The sequence below is a fragment of the Streptomyces sp. MUSC 14 genome, assembly GCF_001866675.1.
Lineage (GTDB): Bacteria > Actinomycetota > Actinomycetes > Streptomycetales > Streptomycetaceae > Streptomyces.
On sequence record NZ_MLYN01000063.1, the window covers coordinates 49,412 to 68,146 of the forward strand.

The 18,735-nt window shown below is 72.4% G+C and carries 12 protein-coding genes; 4 read left to right on the plus strand and 8 right to left on the minus strand.

Annotation, left to right across the window (positions count from 1 at the left end; genetic code table 11):
• Positions 1-3 precede the first annotated feature (3 nt).
• From BIV25_RS36255 to BIV25_RS36290, 8 genes are read right to left on the minus strand one after another with little or no spacing between them, the layout of a single operon-like run.
• A complete protein-coding gene (locus BIV25_RS36255; protein WP_071376777.1) occupies positions 4-1,137 on the minus strand; it encodes a hypothetical protein in 1,134 nt (377 codons plus the stop codon).
• Complete coding sequence (locus tag BIV25_RS51565; RefSeq protein ID WP_177235532.1) at positions 1,134-1,391, minus strand: acyl carrier protein; 258 nt, start codon at positions 1,389-1,391, stop codon at positions 1,134-1,136. The genes BIV25_RS36255 and BIV25_RS51565 overlap by 4 nt, the downstream gene beginning before the upstream one ends.
• Positions 1,388-5,182, minus strand: a complete 3,795-nt coding sequence (locus BIV25_RS36265; protein WP_071376779.1) for a non-ribosomal peptide synthetase — start codon at positions 5,180-5,182, stop codon at positions 1,388-1,390. Before BIV25_RS36265 ends, BIV25_RS51565 begins: the two co-directional genes overlap by 4 nt.
• The gene (locus BIV25_RS36270; RefSeq protein WP_071376780.1) at positions 5,175-8,222 is read right to left on the minus strand and encodes an AMP-binding protein; all 3,048 of its coding nucleotides are present in this window, start codon (positions 8,220-8,222) and stop codon (positions 5,175-5,177) included. Before BIV25_RS36270 ends, BIV25_RS36265 begins: the two co-directional genes overlap by 8 nt.
• Positions 8,219-9,706, minus strand: a complete 1,488-nt coding sequence (locus BIV25_RS36275) for a class I adenylate-forming enzyme family protein (RefSeq protein WP_071376781.1) — start codon at positions 9,704-9,706, stop codon at positions 8,219-8,221. The genes BIV25_RS36270 and BIV25_RS36275 overlap by 4 nt, the downstream gene beginning before the upstream one ends.
• Positions 9,703-10,485, minus strand: a complete 783-nt coding sequence (locus BIV25_RS36280) for an enoyl-CoA hydratase/isomerase family protein (RefSeq protein WP_079177092.1) — start codon at positions 10,483-10,485, stop codon at positions 9,703-9,705. Before BIV25_RS36280 ends, BIV25_RS36275 begins: the two co-directional genes overlap by 4 nt.
• 15 nt (positions 10,486-10,500) lie before the next feature.
• A complete protein-coding gene (locus BIV25_RS36285; RefSeq protein ID WP_071376782.1) occupies positions 10,501-11,862 on the minus strand; it encodes an asparagine synthase C-terminal domain-containing protein in 1,362 nt (453 codons plus the stop codon).
• Positions 11,863-11,875: 13 nt separating this feature from the next.
• A complete protein-coding gene (locus BIV25_RS36290) occupies positions 11,876-12,643 on the minus strand; it encodes a TauD/TfdA family dioxygenase (protein WP_071376783.1) in 768 nt (255 codons plus the stop codon).
• Positions 12,644-12,961: 318 nt separating this feature from the next.
• Here BIV25_RS36290 and BIV25_RS36295 point away from each other — a divergent pair, with 318 nt between their 5' ends.
• From BIV25_RS36295 to BIV25_RS36310, 4 genes are all read left to right on the plus strand, one after another.
• On the plus strand, positions 12,962-14,167 hold the full coding sequence (locus BIV25_RS36295) for an NAD(P)/FAD-dependent oxidoreductase (protein WP_071376784.1): 1,206 nt from the start codon (positions 12,962-12,964) through the stop codon (positions 14,165-14,167).
• Positions 14,164-15,087 (plus strand): RNA polymerase sigma-70 factor, encoded by a 924-nt coding sequence (locus tag BIV25_RS36300; RefSeq protein WP_071376785.1) that lies wholly within the window; start codon positions 14,164-14,166, stop codon positions 15,085-15,087. Before BIV25_RS36295 ends, BIV25_RS36300 begins: the two co-directional genes overlap by 4 nt.
• 430 nt (positions 15,088-15,517) lie before the next feature.
• Entirely contained in the window at positions 15,518-16,780 is a 1,263-nt protein-coding gene (locus tag BIV25_RS36305; RefSeq protein WP_071376786.1) for an FAD-dependent monooxygenase, read from the plus strand.
• Between the two features lie 81 nt (positions 16,781-16,861).
• The gene (locus BIV25_RS36310) at positions 16,862-18,565 is read left to right on the plus strand and encodes a cytochrome bc complex cytochrome b subunit (protein ID WP_079177095.1); all 1,704 of its coding nucleotides are present in this window, start codon (positions 16,862-16,864) and stop codon (positions 18,563-18,565) included.
• Positions 18,566-18,735: the final 170 nt, after the last annotated feature.

The window sequence follows — 18,735 nt, forward strand, 5'->3', positions numbered from 1 at the left end:
GGCTCAGCCGGCGCGGGTGAGTTCCGACCGGGCGTAGCCGGCCGCGGCAGGTCCGAACTGGAGCGCCGCGTGGGAGCCCGCGGTGTGGATGTCGCGCCACAGCCGCTGGAGGACCGAGCCGGTGCTGTGCCCGCCGGTGCCGGACGCCCTCATGAGGCGGTCCACCGCGCGGACCAGCAGTTCGGCCGCGAAGGCGCAGTCCCGCTGGTTGCGCGCCACGTCCGAGCGGGTGACCACCGGCGCGGTGTCGACGACCTGCGCGACGCGGTCGAGGAGCAGTCCGGCCGCGTCGGTCTCACCGGAACTGCGCGCGAACACATCCGCGTAGTGCGCGACCATCGGATCGTACGCACCCGGGCGCGCCCGCAGTTTCGCCCCGGTCAGCCGCTTCCAGTGCCGCAGTGCGCCGCGGGCTGCGCCGAGCATCGGCAGACAGAACAGGAACGTGTTCACGGCCGGCAGCGGCACCGCGCGACCGTCCGGGCCCGCTGCCGGGGCGTCCAACTCGGTGAGGAGGCCGGCGGGAAAGGTCAGTGTGTCCGGGACGAAGACCCGCTCGACGACCGCCGTATGGCTGCCGGTCGCCTGCATCCCGACGTCGTCCCAGGTCCGATCGACGCACACCTCGGCGCGCGGCACCAGGCACACCCGCTGCTCGGACCCGTCGGTCCCGTCCACGGCGGCGGTCAGCAGGATCCAGTGGGCCCGCTCCGACGAGGACACCGCCGGCCAGGATCCCGAGAGCGACCAGCCGCCCCGCACCGGAGCCGCGACGCCCCGGGGCGTCACACCACCGGCGATGAGGGTGTCCGGCCCGCCCGCCCACAGCCGTTGCCGTCCCGCCGCCGGCAGACAGGCGGCCGCGCGGGTCATCAGCCCGGCCACCACCGTGCACCAGGCGGTCGCCGGGCACTGCTCACCGATGACGACGGCCGCCTGCTTCAGCTCCGCGAACGTCCCGCCGGAGCCGCCGAGCGACATCGGTACGAAGTGACGTGCGGCCCCGGCGGCGACGAGTGCGTCGATGACATCGAGGTCCGGTGTGCGGGCGGCCTCGGCCTTCTCGGCCCGCCGGCCCGCCAACTCGGCTATGTCCCGGGCCTGTTCCACGAGCGACGGGGATCCGGTCGCCGTCATGGCAGCGTCACCGCCCGACCGTGCTGCGAAACGATCTCCGCGGCGAGGCGTGCGACGGTCACCGGCTCGCGGAAGAGCCGGGCGACGGCGAACTCGACGTCGAACTCCTCCTCCAGGACGGACAGCAGCCGGACCATGGTCACCGAGTTGAGACCGGCGCCGATGAGATCCGCCTCGTACTCGTCGGGGCCGATCCCGCAGCCCTGTTGCCGCAGCTGATCGACGATCGTGTTGATCACCGTTGGTTCGTTCACTGCCACCCGCCCTCGATCTCGTCCTGCACGTGCCGCAGGTTCTCCGCCTCGAACACGTCGAAATGCCCACCGGCCAGCACGCGGGTGCGCAGCGCCGGCGCCCGTCCCCGCCAGGCGTCCGGGTCCGGTTCGGCCGGCCGTTCGCCGGCGCGGAACTGGACGACCGGAACCCGTACGGGGCCCGGCTGCCAGTCGCGCAGCAGCAGCCTGTTCTGCCGGTACACCTCGAACCTTCGGTGCAGTACCGGATCGGTGCTCACGGCGTGCGCCGAGACCACCACACCGCCCGCCCGCCGGATGTCGTGGACGAACTCGGACACCAACACCGCGTCGGAGTCCGCACAGTGGCGCGCCGCCGCCGACAGGGGAGTGTCGAGCATGACGACCCTGGTGATCGGGTACGCCGCCGCCCGCGCGGCCTCCGCGGCGAGCGCGCCACCGAACGACCAGCCGACGAGGACGCACGGCACGTCCGGGTCGTCGATCCGCCCGGCCAGGCGGCGCAGGCAGGCGTCCGCGGCGGCGGCCAGCGTCGGGGCCGTGGGCCCGGCCGTGTCGAAGGGCCGGTCGAAGCCGATCACGTGCACGTCGAGGTCGGCCGGCAGGTTCCGGATCAGCCCGGCGTAGACGGCGACACCGCCGCCGACGGGCGGGAAGAAGATCACCCTGCCGCGCGGACGCGCCACCGAGCGCGGGGTGAAGCTCCACACCGCCTCGCTCGCCGGCCCGCGTCCGGCCTTGCACAGCTGTGCAAGGCCGGTCACCGTCGGGTCGGCGAGGAAGCGCCCGAGCGCGATGTCGTACCCGAACCTGCTGCGCACCATCGACAACAGCCGGATCGCGTCGAGGGAACTGCCGCCGGACTCGAAGAACCCTTCCGTTCCGGGCGCCCTGCCCAGAAGCTCGGTCCAGCAGGCCGCGACCTCCTGGACGTGTGGTCCCCGGTCGGGCAGCGCGGCTGCATCCGCCGGCCCGGCGGGCGGCGTCGCCGCCGTGCTCAGCCGGCGGTGGTCCACCTTGCCGTTGGAGGTCAGCGGGATCTCGTCGAGGGCGACGAGCGCGTAGGGGACCATGTACGAGGGCAGTTCGTCGCGCAGCGCGGCCATGCTGCGCTCACGCCAGTCGGGGGCGGCGTCGGCGGACAGCGTGACGTAGGCGAGGACACCGCCGCCGCCCCGTGGGGCGCACGCGGCGCTCCGGCGCACGTGGCCCATGGCGTTGAGCAGCGATTCGATCTCGCCCAGCTCGACCCGGTAGCCGTTGACCTTGACCTGGGTGTCGACGCGGCCGAGCAGCTCGACGACGCCGTCCGGGCCGCGGCGGCCGCGGTCGCCGGTGCGGTAGATCCAGCCGTGCACCGGGTCGTCGACGAAGGCCTGCGAGGTCCGCTCCGGGTCGTTCAGGTACCCGTCGGCGACTCCACGGCCCGCGATGTGGATCTCGCCGATGTGCCAGTCCGGGCACACGTTGCGCCGGGCGTCCAGCACCAGGATGTCCTGGCCGGCCAGCGGCCTCCCGTACGGGATCGACCGGCCGGTGCGGTCGGCCGGCGTGATCCGGTGGTGGATCGACCAGATCGCCCCCTCGGTCGCACCGCCCAGGCTGAACACCTCCGCCCCGGGGGACAACCGCTCCAGCCCGGCGGGAAGGTGCAGCGGGATCCAGTCGCCGCTGAGCAGGAAGGAACGGATCGAAGGAAGGGCGCCGCCCTCCTCCGCGAGTAGGGCGGCCAGCGCCGGAGCCGAGTTCCAGACGGTCACCGAGTGCTCCGTGGCGATCCTCGTCCAGGCCGACGGGGTGCGCGCGGTGTCCTCCGGCGGCATGACGACCGCGGCGCCGACGAGCAGCGGACCGAAGACGTCGTACACCGACAGGTCGAAGCCGATCGAGGACACCGACAGCACACTGTCGGACGGCTCCAGCCCGATCAGGTCGTTGACCGCCTCGATGGTGTTCAGCACCGCGCGGTGGCGGACGACCACGCCCTTCGGCTCGCCCGTCGACCCGGACGTGAAGATCACGTAGGCGACGTCGGGCGCGCCGCGGTCCGGCAGCCGGCGCTTGCCCGGGGCCGCCGTCGGCACGGCGACCGTGCGCACCTCGCGCCGGTGCCACGCGTCGGCGACGCTGCCCTCGTCCCCTGTCACCGCGAAGCGCAGCCGGGCCTGACGGGTGATCCGGTCGAGCCGTCCCTGGGGCAGCCCCCAGTCCAGCGGGACGTACACGCAGCCGGCGAGCAGCGCGCCGAGGATCGCCACGACCTGGCCGCGGCCGCGCGGCAGATGGATCGCGACGTGATCGCCGACGACGGCGCCCGCGCTCACGAGCCGCTGCGCGACCTCGGCGGCGGCGTCGGCCAGAGCCGCGTACGTCAGCACCCCGTCACGGTCCCGGACCGCCGGTGCGCCGGGCATCCGCTCGACGGTCTCCAGCACCCGCTGCTGCAGCGTCGCTCCGCCGTGTTCCGCGGGGCGGACGCCGCCGGCCGCGGGGAGCGTGCGTCCGGCCGGGCCGGTCCAGTCGGCGCCGTCGGCCGCCAGGCGGTCGACCGCGTGGGCGTACTGCCCGATGAAGTCGTCGAGGAAGCCTTCGTCGAACGCGTCGGTGCGCCAGTCGAAGCCCAGGCGGATGGTGCCGTCGCCGTCCACGACGACCTGATGGTCCAACAGGACCTGTGGCACGCGCAGTTGCGCGGTGTCCCAGTCCCGCCGCAGGCCGAGCGCCGCTTCCCGCGGCGTGTCGAGTTCGGTCGCGGTGAACGCGAACGGGTACAGCAGCCGGCGCCGGTCGGCGGCCGGGGCGGCCAGGCGGACGATCTCGGGACCGCTGAGCGACGAGTGCAGCGACTGTTCCAGGACGCGGCCCTGCACCTCACGCGCCAGCGAGACGAAGTCGCGCCCTCCGGCCGCCGGTATCGCCACCGGGAGGGGGGTGCCGTGGTTGCCGAGCTGCCCGGCGCCGGCGTACGGGTCCTGCCGCGAGAGCACGAGGGTGATGGTGTGCGGCTGGTCGCCGCCGACGCCGCCGAGGAGCGCCCCGTACACCGCGAGGAACACCATCGGCACGGTCAGGCCGTGCCGGCCGGCCCGCTGGGTGATCGCCTCCGCCACAGGCCGGTCGAGGTGCAGCATCCGGTGCGTCACGGCCGGGCCCGCGTGCCGCCAGTCGGGCCGCAGCGGTACCTCGGCGGACTCCGGCAGCGTGGGCGCCACCTCGCGCCAGTAGCGTTCGTCACGCTCCCGCCGCCGGCCGGACGGCGGGGCCGGCTCGGGGCCGGCTGCCACGCCGTCGACGTCGCGGACCAGCCCTTCCAGGAACCGGGCGAGCGACGCGGCGTCCATCAGCCACAGCGTGTAGACGAGGTGGATCCGTGCCCGCCGTGCCGAGCGCACCACGGTGACCCGCAGCTGGGGCCAGGCGCCGAACGCGAGCGCGTCCGAGCGGAACTCGTCGCGGACACCGCTGTCGACGGAGTCGAAGGTGGCCTCCGTCGCGTCCAGTACGGCGACCGGGACGACCGCTTCCCCCGCGACCGGCGTCGGGGTCAGGTCGTCCCCGACGCGCGTGCGCAGGATCAGGTTCTCCCGCACCAGACGGTCCAGGCGCCGTCGGACGGCGTCCACGGCGGATACCCGCAGCTCGCAGGCGACGTAGTACCGGGCCGGACCGCGCAGTTCGAGCCCGTCCTGGTCGCCGACCAGATAGGCGCGCTGGAGCGGTCCGAGCAGGTGGTCCGGTGCCTGCGGTCCCCGCGAGGCCGGCACGGTGATCGTCTCGACGGGTTCAGTCATGGGTCGCCTCCCGGCCCGCGCGGATCGCCCGCAGCAGCCCGCGGTGCACGCGCCCGATCACATCGGCGCCGGAGATTCCCCTGCGGTAGTAGTACGTCATGACCATCTCGGGCCCGGACATCTGAAGTTCCCCCTGCAGTTGGTAGCGCAGCGCACGGCCGAGCGACCTCGGGCTCCAGGCGCCGAGGTCGCGGGCACGCAGATCTCGCGGCATCGGCCGCTGGTTGAACAGGACCGTGGACACCGGAAAGCGGTCCGTCTCGCCCAGCCCCAGATCGGCGGCCCGCTGGTCGAACTCCCAGTCGGCGTACCGCGTGCCGTCGGCCAGCTGACGCGCCATGGCGCCGATGCCGTCCCGCAGGGACGGTGCGCCCGGTCCGCGGACGATCAGACTCGTGGTGAAGTTGCCGACGACGGCGGCATCGGTCTCGCCGCGGTGCTGGCTCATGACGATGACAGGAGGACGGTCGAGCCCGAACGTGGCGGCGACCGCCTGCTCGAAGGCGGCCAGGACGACGGTGAACGCGGAGACGCCCGACTCCTCGGCGATCATGTGGACCTGGCGTGTGCACACGGTGCCCAGGGGCAGCGAGAGCAGCTCGCCCCGAGCCCCGTCGGGCCCGGTGGCTTCGGGCAGTTCGACCTGGGTGACCCCCTCCAGCAGGCTCCGCCAGTACGCGGCCGCCGGGCCCGGCTCCCGCCGCCTCGCCGTCGCGAGGCAGAACGCCCGGTAACCGCCGTGGTCCTGATCCGGGACGGGGTCCGGGCTCCGGCCGGACAGCGCGGCCCGCAGCTCGCCGGCCAGTGCGTCCAGGCCCAGTCCGTCCACGAACAGGTGATGTGCCACCAGGAGGACCGAACTGCCGGTGGTTCCCCTGACGAGCGCCGCCCGGACCGGCGGCGCGGCCTCCGGGTCGATCAGCTCGGACACCAGCGCGGTACGCGCGGCGTGTACGCCCTCGCGGAAGGCCGACGAGTCCGGCTCGGCGTCGATGTCCACGACGCGCACCGCACAGGACAGTTCCGCCGGCTCGGTCCAGGTCTGTTCCTGCCAGTCGGCGGTGAGGGCCAGCCCCAGCACGTCGTGCCGTACGAACAGGGACCGGAGCGCCTCGGTGAGCGCCGTCTCGGACAACCGCCGCGCGACGGGGATCTCGCGGGAGATGTTGCACCAGTTCGCGTTGCCGCCCGACATGCAGATCCACATGTAGGCCAGCTGACGGGACGACAGCGGACAGCGGTCCGGCGCCGTCGGCGCGGGCGGGCAGGGGGTGTCGGCGGCGCCGGAGCCGGCCGGGCGGCGCCTGCGCTCGATCTCGCGGGCCAGGGACGGCACGTCGCGCAGGCCGAAGGCCTCCGTGACGGTCAGCCGCACCCCGTGGACGCGGTTGATGCTCGCCATCGCCGCGAGCATCTCCAGTGACGAGACGCCGGCGTCGACCAGGCCGGAGCTGTCCTCGTCGATGCCCAGCAGGGTGCGCAGGTGCCGCTCGACCCCGGGCCCGGCGGCACCGTGGGGATCGGCGGACGGCGGGACGGTGAGCGGCTCCAGGGACGCGAGCAGGGCCTGCCGGTCCACCTTGCCGCTGCGCAGCATCGGCAGGGCGGACCGCACGTGCAGGGCGAACCGTGGCAGCCGCCGGCCGCGGCCGAGGCCGAGGACCGCGCTGCGCAGCGGCTCCTCGGCGGGAACCGCGCCCGGCGCGGTGGCGAGGAAGAGCTGCGGGCCCCCGTGGTCGAGGACCACGCACTGCCGTACCCCGGGCAACGCCTCGATGTCGTCGATCAGGGGCTGGAAGGACACCCGCCGGCCGCCGAACTTGATGTCGTTGCCGCTCCGGCCGACGATCACCAGGGCGCCGTCGTCGGTGCGGCGGCCGAGATCGCCGGTCGGCAGGGGCACGGGGAACGGAGCCGTCCGGTGCCGGTCACCGGTGCCGGTGCGCAGGATGCCGAGCGCCGGTGCCCGCGAGGTGACGAGCACCTCACCGACTCCGGTGTCGTCGAGGTCGCGGAGGGCCACTTCGACGCCGGGGCGCGGCACCCCGACGGGTATCGGCCGCGCGGCACCGTGGTCGAGGCACTGCACGTCACGTCGGTACAACTGCGCGAGCGTCGCCTCGGTCTGGCCGTACAGGTTGACGATCTCGGCGCCGGGTGCGAGGGCGGCCCACTGCTCCACCACGCGCCGGCCGAGGACCTCGCCGGCGAAGAAGACCAGCCGCAGCCTGGGCAGTCCGGCCGCCGTGAGCCGCGGTTCCTCGGCCAGCCGGGTCGCGATGGACGGGACGAGGAACGCCGTCGTCGGGTCGCTGCCGACCAGATGGTCGGCCAGTGCCGGCAGATCGAGCTGCACGTCGACGGGGGGCAGCGACAGCACGCCGCCCGCGCCGAGCACGCCGAGCAGTTCCCGCAGCGAGGGGTCGAAGTTCACCCGGGTGACGGCGGCGCACCGGTCCGACTCGGCGAGACCGAACTCGTCGCGGAACCAGTCGAGGAAGAGGCCCAGGCCGCGACGGCTGCCGACGACGGCCTTCGGCTCCCCGGTCGAGCCGGACGTGGGGATCACATAGCCGGCGTCCGGGTCCTGGAACCTCGGCGCCCGCCACTCGGTGTGCGGGACGGATTCGAGGAGGACCGTGCCGCTGCCGGAGTCCAGGACGATCTCGGTCACTCCTCGGACCGTCCCTCGGTACTGGTCGGCCGGGGTGGCATCGTGACTGATCACCGCGGCGGGGCGGGTGCGCTGTTCGAGCCAGGCGTACTGCGGCGGAGTCAGTCCGGCGTCCACCGGCACGGGCACCGCGCCGGCGCGCCACGCGGCCAGCAACCCGACCAGGTACGCGGGTGACAGCGGCCCCATGACCAGGACGCTCGCGCGGGCCACGTCGGCCACGGAGAGCCGCTCGGCCAGGGTGCTGACCGCGGCCTCCAGCTGCGCGTACGTCATCGACCGGCCGCACCACCGCACGGCGACCCGCGCCGGGTGCCCGGTCCCGGCGAGCGGGTGTCGCAGGCCGATGTCTGCCACGAGAGTCATGGCGTGCGTGCTTCCGCGAGTGCCTCCGTGCGTGCGTCCTCGTCCCGGACGATGCGCTTGACCGCCTCGTAGTCGGTCTTTCCGACCGGGGTCCGCGGCAGCGCGGCGGCGAACCGGTACGTCTGGGGCAGCTGATACGGGAGCAGATGTGCGGCGACCTGCCGGCGGACCGACGCCGGATCGCATCCGGAGTCGGTCACGACCAGCGCGGCGACCTGTTCGCCGCCCTCCCCGTCGGGCACCCCGACGACCCCGCAGTCGATGACACCGTCGCACCTGCGCAGTGCCGTCTCGACATCGATCGGCGCGACCTTGTTGCCCGTGACGTTGATGAACGTGGATGTGCGGCCGCGGACGAACCAGCCTTCCGGCCGTGCGACGACGAGATCGTGGGTGCGCAGCCAGCCGTCCACGAACATCGCCGACTCCGCTGCCGGGTCCCGGTAGTACCCGCGGGCCAGGGCCGGTCCGCGCACCAGGAGTTCGCAGATCTGTTCCTCGCCGTCGAACGCGTCGACCGGCTCCAGCCGCCACTCGATCCCCGGGAGCGGCAGCCCGATCGTGCCCGGTCCCGCGTTGTCGGCGTCGTACGTGATGATGCCGATCTCGCCCAGCCCGTAGCCCTGGCGCAGCGGCAGGCCGAACCGCTCGCCGAAGCGCGCCTGGGTGTCGACGGTGACGGGGGCGCTTCCGGTGAGGGCGAACCGCAGGGAGCCGAGCATGGAAGGGTCGACCCGGTCGGCCGCGACGAGCATCTGGTACATCACCGGCAGACCGCTGACGAAGGTCACCGCGTGATCGGCGATGACGCGTGCCAGGCCGCGGCCCGTCAGATGCGAGCCGCGGGTGAAGACGACCTTCGCCCCCCTCAGCAGGCCGGGCAGTGTCAGCACGTCGATGCCGTGGCCGTGCCAGAGCGGCAGCGCGCACAGCACCACGTCCGAGGGTCCCAGGCCGGCCTCGCCCGCCCAGGAGTTCACCCGCTCCATGACGGCCGCCTGGCTCATCACGATGCCCTTCGGCTCACCGGTCGAGCCCGAGGTGCAGTGCACGACGAAGTCCGTGGGCAGGTACGAGTGGAGCGCCTGCGCGGCGTGGGCGGACCTCTCGGGGACCCCCTCGCCACCTCGTGCGGTCGGCTCCACCACGATGGAGCCGATGCCGGCGGGGCCGTCGCGCAGCACCATGTCCAGGTCGAACCTGGCCGAGAGGCGCGCCGTCTCCTCAGGTGTCGCCCTGCTGTCCAGGAGCACGATGACCAACTGCAGCCTGGCGGCGGCGAAGTAGGCGCAGACGAAGGTGACGGGATCGTCCAGCGCCAGGCCGACGACGGAGCCGGGCGGGGCGGCGTCGAGCCGGCCGGCGATGGCGTCGGTGGTCTCGACGAACCGGTCGTAGGAGACCGCGGTGCCGTCGTAGGACACCATGGCCGTCGAGTCCGGCAGACGCCGGGCGATGCCGCACAGTTCCTGGTACAGCGTCACGACGTCGCGCTCGCCGCGGTTTCGACGTCCCTGCCCAGGATGTTGTGGAAGTGCTTGTGCATCGCCTTCGCCGCGAAGGCCTTGCGGTGCACGGCCTTCGAATCCTCGCGGGTCTGCTCCAGGGTCGCCCGCAGCCTTCCGGTGAGCACGTGTTTGGTGGCCGAGAACGCGACCTCGGGGAAGCGTGCCATCCGCCATGCCCGCTGCACCGCCCGGTCGAGCAGGAACTCCGGCTCACAGGACTCGTCCGCCATTCCCCAGCGAAGAGCGGTGTCGGCGCCGATCGGGCGGCAGGACATGATGGCGTGCCGGGCGATGTCGTAACTGCTGATGGTGGAGAGGATGGCGGCCCCCATGGAGGCTCCGATGCCGTGCTCCAGCTCCGGCATGATCAGGTTCGCCCGGGTCGACATGATCTTCCAGTCGAACATCATGGCCAACTGGAAGCCCAGGCCGATGGCGTAGCGGTCGATCGCCGCGATCGTCGGCTTGCCCGTGTTCAGGACCGTCAGGTAGAGGTCGGTGATCCAGTCGATGAGCTCGTCGACCGACTCGTCCGTCGCCAGCAGCAGGACCTCGTTGAAGTCCCCGCCCGCGCTGAAGCTCCGGTCAGGTCCGCCGCTCACGACGATCGCTCCCACGCTGTCGTCGCGGTCCGCTGCGCGCAGAGCGGTCACGAAGGCCTCGGCCATCTCCTTGCCGAACGGATTCGTCGGCTTCTCGTGGGCCAGGGTCAGGACCCGAATACCCTCGACGTCCTCGATGGTGATCAGTGCCACGGCTTTCCCCTGTTCTCAGCGGTACTCATGGACGTAGGCGGACATCGCCGCCCGCAGGCACTTGTCCGGGTCGATCGGCTCGTAAGGCGACTCGACCAGCGCACCGGCCTGTTCAGTGGCGAGCAGTTCGTAGAAGCGCTCCACGTCGACGCTCTCCAGGCCGATCAGACGGGCGACGGCGCCGTCGAGATTGCGCTGGACACCGCTGCCGTGGTGCATGGCCTGCTTCGGCCGCCACGCGATCTCCGGCGGCAGGAGCGCCTCCGCCGCGGCCCGCATGTGCCCCTTCTCCCGGTCCCGATGGCGCATGACCTCTGGGGCGGTGTCCAGGGCCGCCTGGATGACGGGCGTGTTCCAGTACATGTGGCGCAGGGCGTAGCCGTACGCCGCGGCACCCGCACCGGTCCACTCGCCGCCCAGGGCTCCGTCGGCCAGGCACTGGGCGACGGCACGCCGGAGATCGGGCACGGTGCCCGCCTCGACCCGGAGCCCGGAGTTGATGTAGTCGGCGCCGATGCCGGTCAGGATGGTGCCGGCGGGAATCCTGCCCTCCCGGTAGACCGCGACGAGGTTGACGCCTCCGGCGACCATCTCCCGGTTGGGAACGCCGAGCATCCGGACGGTTTCCGGGATCGCCCGCAGGACGTCCTCCTCGGAGAGCGCGACGTGCCGGACCGGCATGCCGAGGTGGGCTCCGAGCTCGTCGGCCGCGGCGTACTCGTCACCCCACGGGGTGCCCAGCGTGGCGAGGTGATCGAGGATCCCGGCCTGCTTCGCGAGCGCCGCGACGAGCCCGGAGTCCACTCCGCCGGAGACGACGACGGTCACGGGCCGCGGCGTGCCGGAGGCGATGATCTCCCGGCGCAGCACCTCGATCTGCCGGGCCCCGGCCTCGACGGCGCTCTCGCCGGTCGGGGGAGAGGCCTGCCAGCCCATCGACACGGTCTCGGTGACCTCCGTCGACTCGCCGTCCGCGGAGCGGGAGAAGACGACGGTACGACCACCGCCGATCGTGCGGACCGAGGCGCGGACGGCGCGGATCTGCGCGACGCGATCGGATTCCGCGCCCACGCACGCGATGGCTCGTGCGGTGAGCTCGGCCAGGTCGGTTCCGATCAGGAGGCGGCTTGTGCCCGGCTGCCGCCAGTAGCGCAGGAGCGTGAGGTTCTGCCGGCTCGTGCGGACGGTGACACGGTCACCGGTCCACTCGATCGTGTTGCAGTCGTCCGGGCCGCCGGAGGGCAGCGGCAACCCGCGGCCGAACTCCTCCACCACGAGCCGCCCGGTGTCGCCGGGTTCCCCGGCGCCGTCGAGCCGTGTCACGAGGCCGGTGCGCCGGCCGCGTACGTCCAGGAGCAGCGAGGGATACGTGTTCATCGGGCCGCCCCTCTCACGCGACCGACAGGCGGACCAGCTTGCGCGGCTGGTCCGGGAAGGCGGCACGGCCATGGACGACCTGCCGGTTGTCCTGGACGATCACTTCGCCGACCCGCCACTTGTGGGCGTAGAGCACGCTCGGCCGGTGCAGCACCGCCGTGATCCGGTCGAGCAGCTCGGCGCTCTCTTCGGCCGTGCGGCCCACGACCGTCGCGTCATGGGTGCGCGACGGGTCGTCGGGGTCGGTGAGGCCGATGACCAGCCGCGTCTTGCCGGTGACCGGATCCTCCTGGATCGGGGCCACCCGGAGCGGGCGCTCCTCCGCCTGGTCGCGGTAGTAGCCGGAGATCCGGTTGCGGTACTCGATGGTGACACCGCGTAGGACCTCGAGCAGATCGGGCGGCGCCTGGGCGAAGAACGCGGCATTGCTCGCGATCAGTGTCTCGCCGCCGGTTTCGGGCGCCGTCACGCAGTGCATGCCGATGTACCTGACCTCCGGTCCGGCGTTGAAGAGGCCGTCGGTGTGCAGCGGCATCCCGCGGGTGGTGAACTGCAGGTTGTCGGAGCCCTCCTTCGGCTGGAGGTCGAGCTTGGTGCCGAAGCCGTACTCGACCGGTTCGCCCAGCTCCGACATGAGGTCGTCGAGGCTGTGGTCGTCGGCTCCGCCGGGCTGGAGGACGGCGAATCCGTAGTCGTCCAGCGTCTTTTGGACGTTCTGGTGCTGTCCGGGGGGACAGACCGCGCGTCGGGCTATTTCCTGCATGTCGAGCGAGTTGATCATTTCCACCCCAGAGCGATCTGAACGCGACCCGTGAATTCATCGGAACGCGTGAGGAAACCTGTCTCAGGCCGGAGTGAGGAATTGCTGGCTGGAATTCCGTACGGGGCCGTTCGCGGACTCTCCCAACACACGGACATATCCGCGAACTTACACGCGGACAGCGACAGCGAAGCCGGCGATAAAGGCCACTTGGACAAATGCTCCAGCGATACTCCATGTCCGCATGTGTCATGCATCACACCTCGCTCATGTCACGTCCGAGCCGCCTGCTCCCGTCTGGTGGTTGTCGGCAAGCGCGACGAGGAGGCGGATGAGGCGATGGGCGCACGACAGGAGACCGGTACGGCGACCGCGCACCGCGTGGTCGTCCTGGGGGCGGGATACGCGGGCATGTCGGCGGCCGTCCAGCTCGCGGCCCGGGTCAAGGGGCGTGCCGGGGTGGAGGTGACCGTGGTCGACGCCCAGGAGCGGTTCACCGAGCGCATGCGGCTGCACATGACGGCGACCGCGCAGCGGCTCGCCGAACTGAGCATCCCGGAGCTGCTCCAGGGAACGGGGGCGCGGTTCGTGCGGGGCTGGGTGACGGCGGTGGACGCGGCGGCGAAGAGCGTGCGGATCGACGACGACCGGGTCCTGCGCTACGACACGCTGGTGTACGGGCTGGGCAGCGCCGCGGACACGTCGGCGGTACCGGGAGCCGAGGACCACGCGTACACCCTGAGCAGCGCCCAGGACGCCGAGTTGCTCGCCGACCGGCTGGGACGGCTCGGCGGCGGCACGGTGGCGGTCGTCGGCAGCGGCCTGACCGGCATCGAGTCGGCCGCCGAGATCGCCGAGCGGCACCCGGAACTGGAGGTCGTCCTGCTGGGCCGGACCGAGCCCGGTGCCGCCATGAACCCGAGGGCCAGGGCCCATCTGCGCGCCGCGCTCGACCGGTTGGGCGTGCGGGTGCGCGCCGGGGCCGAGGTGGTGAAGGTGCTGCCGGGCGCGGTGGAACTGGCGGGCGGGGAGCACATCGACGCCGACGCGGTCCTGTGGACGAGCGGGACCCGGGTGTCGCCGCTCGCGGCCGCCGCCGGACTGGACGTCGACGAGCGCGGCCGCATCGTCACCGACACCACGCTGCGCTCGGTGTCCCACCCCGAGGTGTACGCGATCGGCGACGCGGCCGCGATCCGCCAGGGCTACGGCGTCATGCACGGCACCTGCCAGGGCGGCATGCCGACCGGAGTGCACGCCGCGCTCTGCATCGACCGCACGCTGCGGGGCAGGCGGCCGAGGCCGTTCCGGTTCGGCTACTACCACACGCCGGTCAGCCTGGGCCGCGGTGACGCCGTCGTGCAGTTCACCCGCCCCGACGACAGCCCCCGGAAGATCTGCCTGACCGGTGCCCTGGCGGTCAGATACAAGGAGACGGTGACGGCCTCGCCCTGGCCGACGTACGGCCGTATGAAGAAGATGCCGGCCTCCGGCGCGTTCTGGCCCCGCGGCGGCCGCTTCACCCGCATCCGGGGGACCAGGTGACCGGCCTGTCCGCCACCGACCCCGACCAGCAGGTCTTCGACGAGCACCGCAACCTGCTGTTCTCCGTGGCCTACCGCCTCCTCGGCAGCGCGGCCGACGCCGAGGACGCCGTCCAGGACGCCTGGTTCAAGTGGTCCGCCGCGGACCGCTCCCAAGTGGCCGATCCCAAGGCGTACTTGACGCGGATCGTGTCGAACCTGGCGCTGGAACGGCTGCGCTCCACCCGGCGCAAGCGGGAGACCTATGTGGGGCCGTGGCTGCCCGAGCCCATCGTCACCGACGGGGGGCCCGCCGAGGCCGCCGTGGACGCCGAGTCGGTGTCGATGGGCATGCTGGTGGTGCTGGAGACACTCAGCCCGCTGGAGCGCGCGGTGTTCGTGCTCAAGGAGGTCTTCGACTTCAGCCACGCCGAGATCGCCGAGGCGGTGGAACGATCAGAGGCAGCGGTGCGCCAGGCCGCACACCGGGCCCGCGAACACGTGCGGGCCAGACGGCCGCGCTTCGCCGCCGACCGGTCCCGGCAACGCGAGGTCACCGAGCGGTTCTTCGCCGCCACGACCGGCGGTGACGTCAACGCCCTGATGGAACTGCTCTCGCCGGACGTCACCCTGTGGACCGACGGCGGCGGCAAGGTCCGCCAGGCCCTGCGCCCGGTCGTGGGCGCCGCCACGGTGGCCGGCTGGTTCGCGGCCATCGGCACCGTCACCTACCAGGACGTCGAGCCCGCCGACATGCAGGCCGAACTCGTCCAGATCAACGGCGGGGCGGGCATCGTGTTCCGCGGTCCGGAGCGCGTCATCGCCACCGTCACCTTCGACTTCGACGCCGACGGCCGGATCACCGCCCTGCACAACGTGGCCAACCCGGACAAACTCCAGGCCGTCACGGACGGCACCACCTACGCCATCGGAACCCGGTGAGCGCCGTTGGTGTGGTGTGCCGCCGCTGTGCAGGGGCCGGGTGCGGCAGCGTGGTCTGGTGGGGTCGGGGGTGTTCGTCGGGAACTGTTCATGGGAGGGGCGTGGCAGATGAGCGTGCGGGCGGGGGTCGTCGGTCTGGCCGTGGTGATCGGTTCTGGTGAGCGCCGTTGGTGTGGTGTGCCGCCGCTGTGCAGGGGCCGGGTGCGGCAGCGTGGTCTGGTGGGGTCGGGGGTGTTCGTCGGGAACTGTTCATGGGAGGGGCGTGGCAGATGAGCGTGCGGGCGGGGGTCGTCGGTCTGGCCGTGGTGATCGGTTCTGGTGAACGCCGTTGGTGTGGTGTGCCGCCGCTGTGCAGGGGCCGGGTGCGGCAGCGCGGCCTGGTGACACCGCGGGTGTTCGTCGGGAGCTGTTCATGAGAGGGGCACTGCAGATGAGCGTGCGGGCAGCGGCCGTCGGCCGGGGTGGGGGCCATGGTCACGCCGTGGTGATCGGCTCCGGCCCGGCCGGGCTGACCGCGGCCGGGGCCCTGGCCGGCTTCATGGACCGGGTCACCGTCATCGAGCGTGACCCGGCGGCCCATGGGCCGTTCCGGCGCCGGGGTGTACCCCAGGCCCGCCATACCCACACCCTCACGGCCGCCGCCCAGCACGGCCTGGACGAGCTGTTCCCCGGCATCGCCCGGGACCTCACCGCCGCCGGAGCGGTCCGGCTGCGGATGCCCGAGGACCTGCTGGTGCTCGGCCCGGCCGGCCCGCTGCCCCGGTCCGGCGGGGGTCCGGCCCTGCTGAGCGCGGGCCGGGACCTGATCGACGCGGTCCTGCGCGACCGGGTGCGCGCCGATCCGAAGGTGACCTTCCTCCAGGAGCACGAGGTCGTCTCCCTGGAGCCCGGTCGGCACGACACCGTCGAAGGCGTGTGGGTCCGCGCCCGGGACCACAGCGCCGCCCAGGGCTTCGGCCCCCGCCGCCCGATCCCCGCCGACTTCGTGGTGGACGCCTCCGGGCGCACCTCGCGAGCCCCCCGATGGCTGGCCGGGATCGGCTACCAGCCGCCGTGGGAAACCGCGTTCGCCACCCGGACGACGTACGCCTCCACGGTCTACGCGCCCCCCGTCGGACACGTCGCCGACTGGAGCGCCCTGCTGCTCACGGGCGCACCCGGCGATCCCCGTCAGGGGATGCTCCACCCCGTCGAGGGCGGACGCTGGTCGGTGACCCTGAGCGCCGCCGACGGCGCCCCGCCGCCGGCCGGCCACGCGGAACTCCTGCGCGCCGCGGCCGCCCTGTGCCACCCGCTGCTGCACGAGGTCATCCACGCCGCGACGCCCCTCGGCCCGGTCTACGGCTGCCGCCGGCCGGAGCACCGCTGGCGTCACTACGAGAAGCTGCGCCGCTGGCCCGACCGGTTCCTCGTCGTCGGCGACGCCTTCGTCACCCTCGATCCCGCGCACGGCCACGGCATGACATCGGCCGTGGAGTCGGCCCTCGTCCTGGGCCGGCTGCTGGCCGCGCACGGCACCACCGCCGGCCTGAGCCACCGGCTGCGCCGGGCACTCGCCCAGCAGCTGGCCCCCGCCTGGGCAGGCGGTACGCGGCCCGGCCGGCGGCCGCCGCGACCGTCGGTCCGCACCCGGCGACCGTCCTGCCCGATCGCCTCCGACGGGAGCAACGAGCCTTCAGAACCGGCGACTTGAGGTGCACGGAGCGGTCGCCCGCACACCGGCGGGACCACTGAAGCGGATGCTTCCGAGCACGCGAGGGGAGAGCGCGCGAAGATGAGCACCACCGAAAGAGCACCACACAGCGAGCGCGGCACGGCGCCACAGGGCGAGCGCATGGCCGACTGGATGGACGGCCGGCTCGGGATCTACAGCTTCCGGTTCCTGATCCGGAAGGTGTTTCCCGAGCACTGGTCGTTCATGTTCGGCGAGATCGCGCTCTACAGTTTCGTCGTCCTGCTGCTGACCGGAGTCTGGCTGACACTCTTCTTCGACCCGGGCATGTCGGAGACCGTCTACCACGGCTCCTACGTTCCGCTTCAGGGCATACCGATGTCGCAGGCCTATTCCTCCACCGTCCACATCAGTTTCGACGTGCGCGGCGGTCTGTTCGTCCGCCAGCTGCACCACTGGTCGGCCCTCACCATGATCGCCGCGCTGTGCGCCCACACGCTGCGGCACCTGCTCACCGGCTCGTTCCGCAAGCCGCGCGAGATCAACTGGCTGATCGGTTTCGTACTCCTGGTCCTGGTGACCCTGGAGGGCTTCGTCGGCTACTCGCTCCCCGACGACCTGCTCTCCGGCACCGGCCTGCGCATCGCCGAGGGCGTCACGCTCGCCGTCCCGCTGGTCGGCACGTATCTGACGATGTTCCTCTTCGGCGGCGAGTTCCCCGGACACCACGTGATCGGCCGCTTCTACAGCTTCCACATCCTGCTCGTCCCGGGCATCATCGTGGCGCTGCTGACCGTGCACCTGATCCTGGTCTTCTACCACAAGCACACCCAGTTCCGGGGGCCGGCCCGCACCGAGAAGAACGTCGTCGGCCAGCCCCTGTTCCCGCACTACACGGCCAAGGCCGGCGGCTTCTTCTTCCTCATCGCCGGTGTGCTCTGCCTGCTCGCGGGCATCGCCCAGATCAACCCGGTGTGGACGTACGGCCCCTACCGGCCCGACCAGATCTCCCAGGGCTCCCAGCCCGACTGGTACATGGGCTTCCTCGAAGGCGCCCTGCGGGCCATGCCCGCCTGGGAGTTCAGCGTCGCCGGCCACACCGTGAACATGGCCGTCCTGGTCCCCGCCGTCATCCTGCCCACGCTGATGATGGCCGTGATCGCCCTGTGGCCGTTCCTGGAGTCCTGGGTCACCGGGGACAAGCGCGAGCACCACCTCCTGGACAAGCCGCGCGACCACCCCACACGGACCGCGTTCGTCACCTCGTTCGTCGCCCTGTACCTGGTGCTGTTCTTCGGCGGTGCCAACGACGTCCTGGCCGAGCGGTTCCACCTGAATTTGAACCAGATCACCTGGTCGGTGTGCATCGGCGTCTTCGTCGTCCCGGCGCTGGCGTACGTCATCACCCGCCGGGTCTGCCTGGGTCTGGCCCGGCGCGACCGCGACACGCTCCTGCACGGCCGCGAGACCGGCCGCCTCAGGAGGCTGCCGCACGGCGAGTTCGTCGAGGTCCACGAACGGCTGGACCGCGGGCGCGAGTACGCCCTGCTGGCCCGCAGGGACTACCGGCCCCTCCCGGTACCCACGGCCGAGGCCGACGGCATCCCCAACCCGAACCTGCGCAAGGAGATGCTCCGTTACCGGCTCAGCCGCTGGCTCTACGGCAACCAGATCGCCAAGCCGACCGAGCAGGAGATGCGGCAGGCCCTGGAGCACTTCGCCCACGCCGCGGGCGGCCACCGGGCGCTGCCGCCCGCCGGGCACGATGCGGCCGAGCCCGGCGAGGAGGCCGACGAACGTCACTGAGCAGACCGATCCGCCAAGGGCGGCGCGGGTGATCGGCGAACGGTCACCCGCGCCGCCGTGTTTCCGGAACGAAGGCCCAAGACCTGCGCGGCCGTCATCCCGTACGTCGCCGTGGTCCCCGCATCTGGCATGCCGCTGATCCAGCCGCCCTGTTGAACGGGACCATAAGA

Coding starts and splice junctions, on each gene's coding strand:
- BIV25_RS36255 (WP_071376777.1), bottom strand. CDS start 1,137: ATGACGGCGACCGGATCCCCGTCGCTCGTGGAACAGGCCCGGGACATA.
- BIV25_RS36265 (WP_071376779.1), bottom strand. CDS start 5,182: ATGACTGAACCCGTCGAGACGATCACCGTGCCGGCCTCGCGGGGACCG.
- BIV25_RS36270 (WP_071376780.1), bottom strand. CDS start 8,222: ATGACTCTCGTGGCAGACATCGGCCTGCGACACCCGCTCGCCGGGACC.
- BIV25_RS36285 (WP_071376782.1), bottom strand. CDS start 11,862: ATGAACACGTATCCCTCGCTGCTCCTGGACGTACGCGGCCGGCGCACC.
- BIV25_RS36290 (WP_071376783.1), bottom strand. CDS start 12,643: ATGATCAACTCGCTCGACATGCAGGAAATAGCCCGACGCGCGGTCTGT.
- BIV25_RS36295 (WP_071376784.1), top strand. CDS start 12,962: ATGGGCGCACGACAGGAGACCGGTACGGCGACCGCGCACCGCGTGGTC.
- BIV25_RS36305 (WP_071376786.1), top strand. CDS start 15,518: ATGAGCGTGCGGGCAGCGGCCGTCGGCCGGGGTGGGGGCCATGGTCAC.
- BIV25_RS36310 (WP_079177095.1), top strand. CDS start 16,862: ATGAGCACCACCGAAAGAGCACCACACAGCGAGCGCGGCACGGCGCCA.